Genomic DNA, 12,282 nt, shown 5'->3' on the forward strand with positions numbered 1-12,282 from the left:
CCACGGGGCAGGGAATTTCCAAGATTTTTAGGGCAGCTCGGTCCCCCGAAGGTCGGGGCCTGCAGCGCATTCTAGCAAATTGGTGGCGAAGTAGGTCGGGTCAAGCTCCGCGCCGCGTGCGGCGATTAACGAGTTGGGGCGTCGATACCTCTCCATGGTGTGATTGGTTGGCAAAGCGGTTTTTATTTATCACGCCAAGGCGCGAAGACGCGATGCGCATGCAGGTAGTATGGCCCCCTCGGCCGTGTATTGACGCGAGTGTAATGTTGGCCACGGCCGGGGCGGCCATGGTACGGAGTCTCTGTGTCCTTCCGAACGGAGCACATTGCCCCCAGTGTCATCCTGAGGGAGCCTTAGCGACTGAAGGATCTCGTTTGCCATTCTTTAGGCTTGGCACGGGGGGAGATTCTTCGGGTCGTGCTACTCCCCTCAAAATGACACGCGCTTAAAGCTCCCTGCATGTTTTGGTTCGATGTCGCCGCTCCGCGGCTAACGATCACGCGTTGCACATCCCACCAGGGGCTCGCGCCCCTGGCTATGCGCTGTCGCCGCTCCGCGGCTGAGTTCAAGTTCGCTGCCTGCAGCGGGGCCGATGATAGAACACGGCGAGGCCTCTTGTGCTGCGCACACGGACAATCGGCCGGGGTGGATCTTCGAAGTGACGGGGCGCTAATCGGCCGAAAGTCCGTGCCACCCGATTTCACTTGCTTCACTCCGGGCGCTGACGCTTCCGGCTCGCCGAAGATGGCAAGCAGGATGCTTACCCCACGAGGCTCGTTCCACTATTGAGGAAAGTGTTCCGTGTGGGTTTCGCCGCGGCGGCCTAGGTAGTCGACTCGGCGGCCGGTTAGTAAGACGAAGTAACCGACGCAGCCGGCGGTCATGGTTTTGCGGATGAAGTCGAGGTAGGTGTGTTCGCCGGCTTGCGATTGGCGGACGGCTGAGGCGATTGCCGCGGTATCGAACGCGTCGCCTGTTTCGTGCGGTAGATGCAGAATGGGCACGACCAGCGAGTCGCCGGTGGGCATGTAGTAGGTGATCTCCTGGCGGCTGTAGTCGGCGTGGTAGCGTTCGACGCCGATGGCCATCAGTTGCCCGACGATCTGGGGGAAGTTGAGCGTTCCGGCAAGCGATCCGTCGGCGCACGATTGCATCACGGTGGTGAGTTCAGGGCTCATCGGTTCTCCAAGTGGGATGTTGTTATTCGATCGGTGACTGCTTCCAGCCGTTGCGGCGGACGATGTCTTGCAGCACGGTGGTGAGTAGTTTCTTGTCGCGTTCGCTGAGATGACCGAAGAAGGCTTGGTCGTTCGCGTCGGCGAGTTTGGCGAGCGTTGGCACGAGTCGCCGTCCCGCTGGCGTGAGCTCGATGGTTTGATAACGCCCGTCGCCAACGACCGACTTGCGGACGACTAGCTGTTTTTGGTGCAAACGTTCGACCAACTTCGAGATCGCCCCGCGGGTCATGCCCAGTTGCTCGGCGAGTTCGCTTGGGTTTTGGCCATCAGCGCCGTAGAGCTGGCGGAGCACCACCCACTCGGCGACCGTGACGCCCTTAGCCTCGACCTTCTGGGCGAAGGCGTGCGATACGTGGTTCGAGACGTACCGCATCCAGTACCCGAGATGGGTGTCGAGATCACTAGTGGTTCGTTTCTTGGCCATCCCCGCCTCCGATAGTTTCCTAGGAAACCATACGACAACGGCAGGGAAGTGTCAATAGCTTTGTGGAACACTTACCCAAGCCTGACGGGCTCGGTCACGCGCGACTCGGCCGTCATTCGCCGGACGACTTCGGAGAGGTCGCTGGTTTCTTCGTACAGATTGAGCTGCCGCCGCGACCAGCTCGTTTCGCGCGTGTACCGCTCGCAGCGTTCCAGCCAGGGCGCGCAGCCAAGTCGGTCGGCGGTGGGGCCGAGCATCTCGACTAACCTGGGGACGATTTCTACCACGGGCTCGGGCTCGTAGGTGAACGAGTCCACCAGCTCGGCGCTGATGCCGAACCGCGCGGCACGCCACTTGTTCTGCCGGACCATCATAGGATGGCAATCGTGCTGGTACGCCCCGTCGTCGATGTCGTCCGAGAGCGACTGAACGAGGCACTGAATCAGCGCCGCGATGGCGAGCGAGTGGTCGAGGTTGCCGGGCATGTCGCACACGCGGACCTCGACGGTGCCAAAGTTGTGGTGCGGACGGACGTCCCACCAGATTTCGCGAATGGTGTTAATGAACCCGGTGTCGACCATGTGGTTTACGAGCCAGACGTATTCGCTCCAGTTCCGCATGAGCGTCGGCAGGCCAGCGGTTGGCAGCCCTTCCATCACCTTGGAGCGAAACGATTGCAAGCCTGTCGGCCGGCCTTCCCAGAAGGGACTGCTGGTGCTGATGGCGAGCAGCGTGGGGAGATGCCTCATCAATCGGTCGCAGATCATGACGGCCTTGTCGCCCGAGTCGACGCCGACGTGGACGTGCATGCCGAACGTGATGAGCCGGCGTGCCATTTCTTGGAGCATCTCGACGAGGCCCAGGTACCGCTCGTTGTTGGTTACTTGTTGTTCGCCCCACAGCGAGAAGGGATGACTGGCTCCCCACCACAGCGAGACTCCGCTCCGTTCGCAGGCCGACTCCACGGCACGCAACTTTGCGGAAAGATCGGCCTGGGCATCGTCGATCGTTTCGCAGACGTCGGTGTTGACTTCGAGCACGCACTGCATCAGTTCGTGCTTGACGCCGGTCGTTCCAGCGGGCAGGGCTTGCTCGACGCGTTGGTACGCACTGGTGAGCGCCATGGTTTCGGCGTCGACCAAGCCGAGTTCGAGCTCGATACCAACGGTAGGACGATCGTTGCTGGTGAATTCAATCTTCGCCATGGATAAGGTTCCCGCTGGGGTGATGGCGGTTAGCTGTCGATCGAAGCCTCAACGACAGCGGTTGCAAGTAGTTTGGCACCAATGGCGAGGCAACGCTCGTCGATATCGAACAGAGGAGTATGCAAACCGCTTGCCAATATATTGTCGCGTGCTGACCCCAGGCGGAACATGACACCCGGGACTTGCTCAAGGAAAAACGCGAAATCTTCCCCGCCCATGCTGGGCCGTTCGATCCACTGAACGCGGTCGGTCCCCAGGAGACACCCCGCGACGTTGGCCATCAAATCGGTGAGGCGGGGGTCGTTTTCGACGCCTGGGATGTGAACTCCGAAGTCAGTTTGGATCTTGGTGCCAGTAATCAGTCCCACGGACTCGGCGAGCTGCGCGACGTGGCCCACCACGTGGTTGCGGACATCGCTCCCGAGCGCGCGGATCATGCCTGCCATGGTGACGCGATCGGGGATCACGTTCGACGCGCTGCCACCATGGATCTGCGTGATGGCGATCACCGCGGCGTCCTGACTGTCGAGGCCACGCGGCACTTGCTGGTACAATAGGTTGACGAACTGCGCGGCGGCGGCGATGGGATCTTTGGCTAAGTGAGGCCTTGCGGCGTGGCTCGCGACTCCTTCGACTTCCACGCGGAATGCGTCGCAGTGGGCCGTGAACGTGCGGGGGCGAACTCCCACCGTACCCACCGGCCGCGATGGATCGACGTGCAAGCTGAATATACTGTGCACGCCCTCGAGTGCCCCGGCGGCGATCATCTCCGCCGCGCCGGTCGCGGTTTCTTCGGCTGGCTGCAACAACCCTCGCCATGTGACTGGCCCCGGAAGTTTTCCCGCGATCGCCAAATCGTGCAGTGCGACTATTGCACCGTAGGCGCAGGTGGCGTGGGCATCGTGACCACAGGCGTGCATCACGCCGGCAGTCCGACTGCGGTAGTCGACTTGCTTTTGGTCGGTGAGCAGCAAGGCGTCGATGTCGCCGCGCATTGCTACCCGCCGCTTGGCCGATTGATCGCGACTGTCCACCACCAGCCCACGTCCGTGCGTTGGTACGGTGGCCGTGATGCCGGACTCAATGAGGCGATCGCGGAGGTACTCGGTGGTAGCGAACTCCTCGCCGCTTGGTTCGGGGTGCGCATGCAGGTGACGACGAACAGCGATCAGTTCGTCCGCGCGGCGATCTACGGCTTCCCAGAGCGTTTGATGCCAGTCGTTCATGCCGTTCCGATTGCGCCAAGTTCAAGGTCGATGGCAGCGCGCGGCACGAGCGATAGCGCGCACCCGCTACTGTTATCATAACCCATGGCAGCAAACGGAGTGCCAAACGTGCTCGCTATTTACGGAGCGAATCGGCCAGATAAACCGCGATGGGGCAGAAAACGATGAGTGGCAACCATGCGGCCATCGTGGGCCGTAGCCAACCCGAGTTGCCGAGCGACTGGCAACCAAGCGATACCGTGAAGAACAGCGCGACCACGGCCGTCGCCATGCCGATGGCCACGAATGGGTTGCGGTTGCTCCGCGAAACAATCAGTGGCAGGCCGAGGAACAGCAGTGTCCCGTCAAGGAATGGCTGGAGCAATCGCGAATGAATCGCGACGCGAACATCGTTACCCAGGTCGACGCTGGGGCTACGTAGTTCGGTGACGAGTTCCGATGTCGACGCGAACTGCCGCCACGCCGCGCCGCCGGTGAGCAGTTCGAAGTCGACCTCGCTCACGACGAACACCTGATCGGTCCGCAGCCAACTAGCGTCGTGCGGCGTGACGATGACCACTTGATCGCCCATCGACAACGATGGCTTGTCTTTGAGGTCGGTGGGCACGCGGACGCCCGACATCAAATAGCCGCTCGGGCGGTTGCCTTCGGCGGGGACGAACTGAGCTTCGAAGGCCGCGATTTGCTTGCCGTACTTCGAGAGGTGCGACGGCAGGATGAAACTTGGCCGCGCGATGGTTTGGGTGGCGACAATGGCTTGGTCGCCATTGATGAGGATGTCGGACTTGCTGTCGTAGCGAGAGTAAATGTCCTCACCGCGGTTGCCGCCGAGGTTTCGTGTGTCGACGGCCAGGTGCTCGCGGATTTGGGGAATCACGATTTCGCGATTTGCCGCGGCGGCGATGCCAATGAGTAGCGCCGCGATGATCACGGGCCGAAGCACGCGCAACCGGGACACGCCGGCGGCCATCAGTGCGGTGAGTTCGTTGTGGCGTTCGATCCAGGTGACGGTGAACATCGCCGACACGAGGGCGAGGATACCACTCGTTTGATCGAAGATCGCGATGGCGCGGTACGAGTAGTACTCGGCCACCACGCGCAACAGTCCTTGGCCCTGGGACTTGGCGAACGTGATGATGTGGTCGATGTTCGTGAACGCATCGATGACCACGAACAGGCCCGTCAGGCTGAGGTAGCAAATCACGAAGATCTGCACGAACTGCGTCAGCATGTAACGGTCGATGATTCGCAGCATGTCGGGCGCTCGCCGAATGGAGACGGGGAAACGCGGGACAGTAGCGAAACCCTGCAAGCACCGTCAAGGCGATTGCCCTCGCCGCGCAAGCAGCCCGAGTTTGCCACATCCTGCTTTTCGGCGAACTGCGTGCAAAGGCAGGTGGCTCCAAGTAAACTGCTAGCACTCCCACGGATTTGCACCCATGATGCCTCGCCTGCTATCAGTTCGCCGCCAACTCGGTGGCAGTCGCTTGCGACTGCTGGAGCTATTGTTCCCGCCCGCCTGCGTGGCGTGTGGCGAGGCGCTGGTGGATGGCGGCCCCGCGGCGTACTGCTCGGCGTGCATTGAGGAGTTTTCTGAGTTCACGCCGCCCTGCTGCGGAGGCTGCGGGCGATCCGTTCCTTACCTGCTGCCAACTGGAAAAACGTGTGGCCACTGCGGCGGTGAGCGTACGCGCTATGAGCGGGCCATCACGCTGGGGCCCTACGAGCACCTGCTTCGCGAACAATTGCTCAGGGCCAAGAAACCCCACGGGGAGCTGTCGGCCATCGCGCTCGCCCACCGGCTGGTCGAAGTCCACGGCGACGCACTTCGACAAGCGGCGTTTGATGTGGTCTGCCCCGTGCCGATGCACTGGTGGCGTCGGCTGCGGAGGATGACGAACTCGCCGGCGACGATGGCAAGCGTGGTCGCCCAAGAGCTTGAGGTTCCGCTAGCCAGTGGGCTGCTCGCGCGACGGCGGAACACCCTGCCCCAGTTCACGCTGTCGAATACCGAGCGGGCGAAGAACGTCCGCAACGCGTTCGCTTTGGCGCGAGGTTATCGGCTGTCGGGGGCGAACGTGCTGCTGGTAGACGACATCCTTACAACCGGTTCGACCGTCACCGAAGCCACTCGCGCGTTGCTCGCTGGTGGGGCCGATCGGGTGACGGTGGTGGCGATCGCGCGCAGTTCTGCCGAGGATTCGCATAGCGCCCAGGCCCCGCGCTTGCCCGCCGAGGAAATGTCGGGACAATAGTGCTCGCGGGTGGCAAGGCCTGACGATCAGGAAAGAAACTGCCCCGCGCATTCCCTCCGCCTATCCGCCCGCGTGGTGCCCATGGCCAATTCGCCGCCGATCACCTTAAATCCTCCTAAGCGGCCGCTCGATCCGTTTCGCCGTGCGGTGCTGCGCGGTGCTGCGGTGTTGCTGCCCCCGTTGTTGACGATTGTCATCTTCGTGTGGGTGTTCAACACGGTTATCACCTACATGCTGGTGCCGATGGAGCAGACGGCTCGTTGGGCACTGGAAGAATACACCACCGATATCCAGCCCGACCGAGTTGACGCCGAGCCGGTCGAGGGCCAACCGAATCAGTTTGTCATCGACGATGGCCTCTACGTCCGCACCGCCGACGAACGGTACGTACCGCTACATGTTTACGAAGCGGTCGCCAAGAAAGTGGGCCGGAGCACGTCGAAAGATGCGGAAGTCATTTACCGCGAGTACATCAATCAGGAATATCTGCAGCGGCAGTACATCATTCCTGTCTTCTTGGGCGTACTGATTCTAGTGCTCTATCTGCTGGGCAAGTTCCTGGCGGCCGGCATTGGAAGGTTCATCTGGGCGCAATTCGAGCGGCTAATTGTTCGATTGCCTCTGGTAAGCAACGTCTACTCCTCGGTCAAACAAGTGACCGACTTCATGCTGACCACCGACACGCAGGTCAAGGCGACTCGCGTCGTGGCGATCGAGTACCCGCGGCGTGGCATTTGGTCGCTGGCCATGGTCACCGGTGAGGGTATGATGGACATCAGCGCCGCGGCCAACGAACCGGTGCTGAGTGTGCTGGTGCCGACATCGCCGATGCCGTTCACGGGGTTCACGATGACGGTGCGCAAGAGCGAGACGGTTGACCTAAACATCACGATGGACCAAGCGATCCAGTTTATCGTCAGTTGCGGCGTGGTCGTGCCGCCGCACCAAAGTCCGTCGCTCATGGAAGCCCGCGACCGCCAACTTTCTGCCGACGCCGCCCACCCGGTTGCCGGCCCCAATCGCAAACCGGTGAGTGAATAGAGGTACCAACCGTGGCGAAGCGCGTGCTGCGACTAGGAACACGAGGCAGCAAGCTCGCCCGCTGGCAAGCGGAGTGGACCGCCGCGCGGCTGGTACAACTTGGCCACGACGTCGAGCTCGTTGAGATCACTACCTCCGGCGACATCGACCAAACACACAGCCTGGGCGAGATCGGCGGCCTGGGGCTCTTCACCAAAGAAATCCAGCGGGCACTCGTCGACGAGCGTGTTGATTTTGCAGTGCACAGTCTCAAGGACCTGCCCACCACACCGGTTCCCGGATTGGTACTGGCTGCGGTCCCCGAGCGCGAGATGCCCAACGACACGATCATCTCTCCACTGTCCGATACGATCGGGGGCCTGCCATTCGGTGCTCGCGTGGGAACCGGTAGCCTTCGACGGCGCGCGCAGTTGCTACGGCATCGCCCCGACCTCGTGATGCTCGATATTCGCGGCAACGTCGACACGCGGCTCAAGAAACTCGACGCCGGGGAGTACGACGCGGTGGTGCTCGCTGCCGCGGGGCTCAAGCGACTGGGGCTCGAAGGCCGGATGCTATTGGCGATTCCTCTCGATGAAATGCTGCCGGCTCCGGGCCAAGGAGCACTCGGCCTCGAATGCCGCGTGGACGACACCGAGGTTCGCGACGCGCTGGCCGCGATCAACGACCCTGTCACACACGCCGCGGTAGTTGCGGAGCGAACGATGCTGGCCCGCGTCGAAGGAGGTTGCCTCGCCGCAATCGGTGCCTACGCGAAGCTGGACGAAGGCGAACTCGAACTTACCGCCATCATCCTCAGCGCCGACGGCACCGACGCTTTGTTTTCGCAGTCCCGCGACCAACCAGAAGCTGCCGAGGAACTTGGGCTGCGCGTGGGAGACGATTTGCTGGCACAAGGAGCCGCGGCGCTCGTTCAAGAGCGAGAGTAAGCAATTTCCACCATCGAGCCGCCGACGTAAGTCGGCGGAGCAGCCCTTCGCACCCATTTTCCTCCCTTTTTCAGAAGTACACTTGCGTCCACCATCTCGGGCATTTAAGGTGCACGCATGATCCACGGCCTCTTCACCAGCACGACGTACGGCACCTGGCTCCCGGGCGACCCTCGCGGATCGGTCACGAGCGTCCGCGACCATCGCCCGACCGACCCTCTCACCACCAGCCGGCTCGAACACGACGAAGTCGGCGAACCGTGGGAGCCTCCGATTTCTGGCCTGCACCAAAGTGCGGCGACCTTGCTGAAACAGTCGGCCGTGAGTTTCACTTCCACCGAAGCAACGGTCGTTATTCGGCAGTTTCAAGAGACCTGTGCGTACCGTGGTTGGAATCTAATCGCGTGCAGCGTCATGCACAATCACTTTCACGCGGTGCTGGGGTTTAGAGAACCGACATGTTTTGATCGGGTGCTCGAAGACTTGAAGGCATATGCTAGCCGCGCGCTGACTCGGAATGCCGGCCGCAAGCAGAATTGGTGGACCCAGAACGGCTCGAAACGGACGCTGCCGGACGAAAGGGCGGTTAGAGCCGCCGTCCATTACGTGCTGCATCGACAGCCCAAGCCGCTAGCCCGATGGAGTGTCGAATCTGGCTCCCCCGACTAACGCCGGGGGCTCGATGTGGTCTAATGGACGCTTCGCCTGTTCGCCTGCAGCACCAATACTCGACGTCAACGATTAGATTATGCGAACTCTCCTTCTACTCGCAGCTGCCTTTGTCACCACCGCCCTCACATCGGCGGCCGAACCGAAGCTTCCCAACATCGTTGTCATTTTTATCGACGACATGGGTTACGCCGACATCGGGCCGTTTGGTGCCAAGGATTATTCGACGCCGAATTTGGACCGGATGGCGGCCGAGGGGATGGTGCTCACGGACTTTCACGCGGCGACCGCCGTGTGCAGTGCTTCGCGAGCCGCGCTGATGACCGGTTGCTATCCGGAGCGAGTGGGTATCCGTGGTGCGTTTGGGCCGCGTGCTCGCCAAGGACTGAATCCCGACGAAATCACGCTGGCCGAAGTCTGTAAAACGAAAGGTTACGCCACCGCCATCTATGGCAAGTGGCACCTGGGCGATGCGCCCAAGTTCCTTCCCACGCGGCAAGGGTTCGACGAGTGGTATGGCCTGCCCTACTCCAACGATATGTGGCCGCAGCATCCTGACTATGTCGACCTTCCACCCGACGCCGCGGGGCGCAAGCGGGGCTTTCCAGCGCTACCGCTGTATGAGAACGAACAGATCGTCAATGCCGAAGTGACCGGGAAAGATCAAGCAGAATTAACAACCGACTACACCGAGCGGGCGGTGGAGTTCATTCGCAAGAATCGTGAGAAGCCATTCTTCCTTTACCTGCCGCACACGATGGTCCACGTGCCTCTGTTTGTATCGGAAAAGTTCAAAGACAAGAGCGGTGCCGGCCTGTTTGGCGATGTAGTCATGGAGCTGGATTGGTCGGTGGGTCAGGTGCTCGACACGCTCAAAGAGTGCGGCATCGACGACAATACGCTCGTGATCTTCACCTCCGACAATGGTCCGTGGCTGAGCTATGGCGAGCACGCCGGATCAGCCGGGCTATTTCGCGAGGGCAAAGGGACGATGTTCGAAGGGGGCTATCGCGTGCCGTGCGTGGCGCGGTGGCCTGGCAAGATCCCCGCGGGGACCAAGTGCGACGAGCTGACCTCAACGATTGACGTACTGCCCACGGTCGCGGCGCTGATCGGCGCCGAGGTGCCGAGCGACCGCACGATTGACGGGAAGAACCTCTGGCCGCTACTCACTGGCGAGGCCGATGCCCAAAGCCCGCACGAGTCGTTCTATTGCTACTACGATGGCGAACTCCGCGCCGTCCGCGACCGTCAGTGGAAGCTCCACTTGCCGCACCAGTACCGCACGCTGGATGGCAGGGCGGGTGGAACGGGCGGCGCGACGGTCGAGTACTCGCAGGCTCGAATCGGTGAGGAGCTGTTCGACTTGAAGAACGATCCTGGCGAAACGGCCAACGTCGCAGAGAAGCACCCCGAGATCGTTGAGCGCCTTCGCGAGATGGCTGCCACTGCACGCCGTGACCTTGGCGACACGCTTACCAAGACCAAGGGCACGAACAAGCGGCCACCCGGCCGAATCCAGCGAGCGGCAGCTCAGTAAAAGCTCGACATGCACATCGCCTTTCTCGGTTCCGCCGACACCTGGTACCTCCGCGACTTGCGTCGCGCCGCGGGCGATCGACACACGATCGAGCCGATGCCTTTCAGTCGTTTGCAGTCGAGCGTGACGAGCGATGGAATCGAGGTCGAGACAGGGTTGAGCATCCGGGGCCGGGGACGGCCCGGCTCACACGAACCGTACGCACTGCACACTGCCCACCGCCCACTTTCCACCGCCGACTGCATTCTCGTCCGCACGATGCCGGCGGGGTCGCTCGAGCAAGTCGTGTTTCGAATGGACGCGCTCGCGAGCCTCGAGGCCGCCGGCGCGCTGGTCATCAATCCGCCGAAGGCCATTGAAGCGGCGGTCGATAAGTACCTGACCACCAGCCGACTCGCCCGCGCGGGCCTGCTCGTACCGCGAACCATCGTCTGCCAGACAGCCGACGCCGCGATGGAGGCTTTTCACAAGCTGGATGGCGACGTGGTAATGAAACCGATATTTGGAGGCGAGGGCCGTGGCATCACGCGGCTGGCCGACGAGGCGCTCGCACTCCGCGCGTTCAAGCTCGTCGAGCAGCTAGGTGGCGTGCTCTATCTCCAGGAGTTCGTTGAACACGAAGGATACGACGTCCGTGTTCTTCTAATCGGTGACGAGCCACTCTCGATGCGGCGTCGCAACCCGCTTGACTGGCGGACCAACGTCAGCCGCGGCGCGAAGGCCGAGGCGTACGAGCCCACCAGTACCGAACTCGACATGGCCCACCGCGCGGCCGCCGCCGTCGGAGCACCACTTGCGGGCGTCGACTTGCTCCCCGCGCGCGACGGCCGACTATTCGCGATCGAGGTAAACGCCGTCCCAGGATGGCGAGCGCTAGCTGGCGCGACACGGGTCGACGTTTCGCAGCGCGTGCTCCATTGGATCGAAAAAGCGGTGCGTTAACTCCATTATTACTTACTAGCCGGAGGGCCATGCCCTCCGTGTCCGCCGGTGGCGCGTCCCCGCTAGCTCCCCCCGGTTCTGCAAACGCGGTAGAATCGTCCCTGGCGGCACAATCGGTGGGGACGATTTTTGCCAAGATCGCCCCAAGACCGGCGAACTTCTCTCAACGCAACGCATAGTTCTGTATTCCGCCTTACTACGGGGCAACTCGAATGCTACCCATGATTTTTATCTACTCCGCCGTCCTGGGTGGCGTGTTCTTCGCCATTCAGTTGGTGATGATGCTCGTGGCTGGAGACGACGGCGTTGACACCGGTGAAGCCGACCCGGGCGTCGACGATAGCGGCTTGCAGGGCGAGTCGGGGGGCTCGTTGTTCTACGAGCTCTTTTCGCTACGCACCATCGCCGCGGCTGTGACGTTCTTTGGCCTCGTGGGCATGGCAATGCTCAAGTCGGGCTCCAGCGAAACCACCGCTACCACCGTGGGGGTGATCGCCGGCCTCGCTTCGCTGTACGGCGTCTACTGGATCTACAAACAAATCTACCGCCTGCAATCGAGCGGCACGCAAGACATCCACAACTCGGTGGGCCTCACCGCTACCGTTTACATTCCCATTCCGGGCGGCAACACCGGACGCGGCAAAATTCAGTTCGCCATGCAAGGCCGCATCGTGGAGTACCTCGCCCTCACCGACGAGGAAGAGAAACTCACCACGGGCGAATCGGTCCTGGTGACCGACATCGTCGACAGCGAAACCGTCCGCGTCATGCGCTGCGAGTAACTTAGCACCACCCATTATCGCACACCACTTT

Annotated in this window: 12 protein-coding genes; 7 read left to right on the forward strand and 5 right to left on the reverse strand. The window is 61.8% G+C overall.

Annotated features, from left to right (window positions below; genetic code table 11):
• Positions 1-782 precede the first annotated feature (782 nt).
• From SH292x_RS17570 to SH292x_RS17590, 5 genes are all read right to left on the reverse strand, one after another.
• The gene (locus SH292x_RS17570) at positions 783-1,178 is read right to left on the reverse strand and encodes a DUF1398 domain-containing protein (protein ID WP_442482320.1); all 396 of its coding nucleotides are present in this window, start codon (positions 1,176-1,178) and stop codon (positions 783-785) included.
• 22 nt (positions 1,179-1,200) lie between these two features.
• Positions 1,201-1,662: a MarR family winged helix-turn-helix transcriptional regulator gene (locus SH292x_RS17575; protein ID WP_442482321.1), complete on the reverse strand. Its 462-nt coding sequence runs from the start codon at positions 1,660-1,662 to the stop codon at positions 1,201-1,203.
• A gap of 71 nt (positions 1,663-1,733) precedes the next feature.
• The gene (locus tag SH292x_RS17580; RefSeq protein ID WP_442482322.1) at positions 1,734-2,867 is read right to left on the reverse strand and encodes a carboxylate-amine ligase; all 1,134 of its coding nucleotides are present in this window, start codon (positions 2,865-2,867) and stop codon (positions 1,734-1,736) included.
• 29 nt (positions 2,868-2,896) lie between these two features.
• Positions 2,897-4,093: a M20 metallopeptidase family protein gene (locus tag SH292x_RS17585; RefSeq protein WP_442482323.1), complete on the reverse strand. Its 1,197-nt coding sequence runs from the start codon at positions 4,091-4,093 to the stop codon at positions 2,897-2,899.
• 115 nt (positions 4,094-4,208) lie between these two features.
• A complete protein-coding gene (locus SH292x_RS17590; protein WP_442482324.1) occupies positions 4,209-5,348 on the reverse strand; it encodes an LptF/LptG family permease in 1,140 nt (379 codons plus the stop codon).
• Between the two features lie 184 nt (positions 5,349-5,532).
• On the opposite strand from SH292x_RS17590, the gene SH292x_RS17595 reads away from it, so the two are divergent.
• The 7 genes from SH292x_RS17595 to SH292x_RS17625 all read left to right on the forward strand — a co-directional run bounded on the left by SH292x_RS17595 (position 5,533) and on the right by SH292x_RS17625 (position 12,251).
• On the forward strand, positions 5,533-6,348 hold the full coding sequence (locus tag SH292x_RS17595) for a ComF family protein (RefSeq protein ID WP_442482325.1): 816 nt from the start codon (positions 5,533-5,535) through the stop codon (positions 6,346-6,348).
• Between the two features lie 81 nt (positions 6,349-6,429).
• Positions 6,430-7,389, forward strand: a complete 960-nt coding sequence (locus SH292x_RS17600) for a DUF502 domain-containing protein (protein WP_442482326.1) — start codon at positions 6,430-6,432, stop codon at positions 7,387-7,389.
• An 11-nt stretch (positions 7,390-7,400) separates the two neighbouring features.
• Positions 7,401-8,318, forward strand: a complete 918-nt coding sequence (gene hemC, locus SH292x_RS17605) for a hydroxymethylbilane synthase (RefSeq protein ID WP_442482327.1) — start codon at positions 7,401-7,403, stop codon at positions 8,316-8,318.
• Positions 8,319-8,435: 117 nt separating this feature from the next.
• Positions 8,436-8,987 (forward strand): hypothetical protein, encoded by a 552-nt coding sequence (locus tag SH292x_RS17610; RefSeq protein WP_442482328.1) that lies wholly within the window; start codon positions 8,436-8,438, stop codon positions 8,985-8,987.
• Between the two features lie 79 nt (positions 8,988-9,066).
• Entirely contained in the window at positions 9,067-10,527 is a 1,461-nt protein-coding gene (locus SH292x_RS17615; protein WP_442482329.1) for a sulfatase family protein, read from the forward strand.
• 9 nt (positions 10,528-10,536) lie between these two features.
• Positions 10,537-11,469, forward strand: a complete 933-nt coding sequence (locus SH292x_RS17620) for an ATP-grasp domain-containing protein (RefSeq protein WP_442482330.1) — start codon at positions 10,537-10,539, stop codon at positions 11,467-11,469.
• A 221-nt stretch (positions 11,470-11,690) separates the two neighbouring features.
• Positions 11,691-12,251 carry a hypothetical protein gene (locus SH292x_RS17625; RefSeq protein WP_442482331.1) on the forward strand — a complete coding sequence of 187 codons (561 nt, stop codon included), beginning with the start codon at positions 11,691-11,693 and terminating at the stop codon, positions 12,249-12,251.
• Positions 12,252-12,282: the final 31 nt, after the last annotated feature.

This window comes from Aeoliella fuhlenseeensis (assembly GCF_052161615.1).
In the GTDB taxonomy this organism is placed as follows: Bacteria; Planctomycetota; Planctomycetia; order Pirellulales; family Lacipirellulaceae; genus Aeoliella.

Bases quoted from the DNA above. Each gene is read 5' to 3' on its own strand.
- SH292x_RS17570 (WP_442482320.1), bottom strand. From the start codon at position 1,178: ATGAGCCCTGAACTCACCACCGTGATGCAATCGTGCGCCGACGGATCG.
- SH292x_RS17575 (WP_442482321.1), bottom strand. From the start codon at position 1,662: ATGGCCAAGAAACGAACCACTAGTGATCTCGACACCCATCTCGGGTAC.
- SH292x_RS17580 (WP_442482322.1), bottom strand. From the start codon at position 2,867: ATGGCGAAGATTGAATTCACCAGCAACGATCGTCCTACCGTTGGTATC.
- SH292x_RS17585 (WP_442482323.1), bottom strand. From the start codon at position 4,093: ATGAACGACTGGCATCAAACGCTCTGGGAAGCCGTAGATCGCCGCGCG.
- SH292x_RS17590 (WP_442482324.1), bottom strand. From the start codon at position 5,348: ATGCTGCGAATCATCGACCGTTACATGCTGACGCAGTTCGTGCAGATC.
- SH292x_RS17595 (WP_442482325.1), top strand. From the start codon at position 5,533: ATGATGCCTCGCCTGCTATCAGTTCGCCGCCAACTCGGTGGCAGTCGC.
- SH292x_RS17600 (WP_442482326.1), top strand. From the start codon at position 6,430: ATGGCCAATTCGCCGCCGATCACCTTAAATCCTCCTAAGCGGCCGCTC.
- SH292x_RS17610 (WP_442482328.1), top strand. From the start codon at position 8,436: ATGATCCACGGCCTCTTCACCAGCACGACGTACGGCACCTGGCTCCCG.
- SH292x_RS17615 (WP_442482329.1), top strand. From the start codon at position 9,067: ATGCGAACTCTCCTTCTACTCGCAGCTGCCTTTGTCACCACCGCCCTC.
- SH292x_RS17620 (WP_442482330.1), top strand. From the start codon at position 10,537: ATGCACATCGCCTTTCTCGGTTCCGCCGACACCTGGTACCTCCGCGAC.
- SH292x_RS17625 (WP_442482331.1), top strand. From the start codon at position 11,691: ATGATTTTTATCTACTCCGCCGTCCTGGGTGGCGTGTTCTTCGCCATT.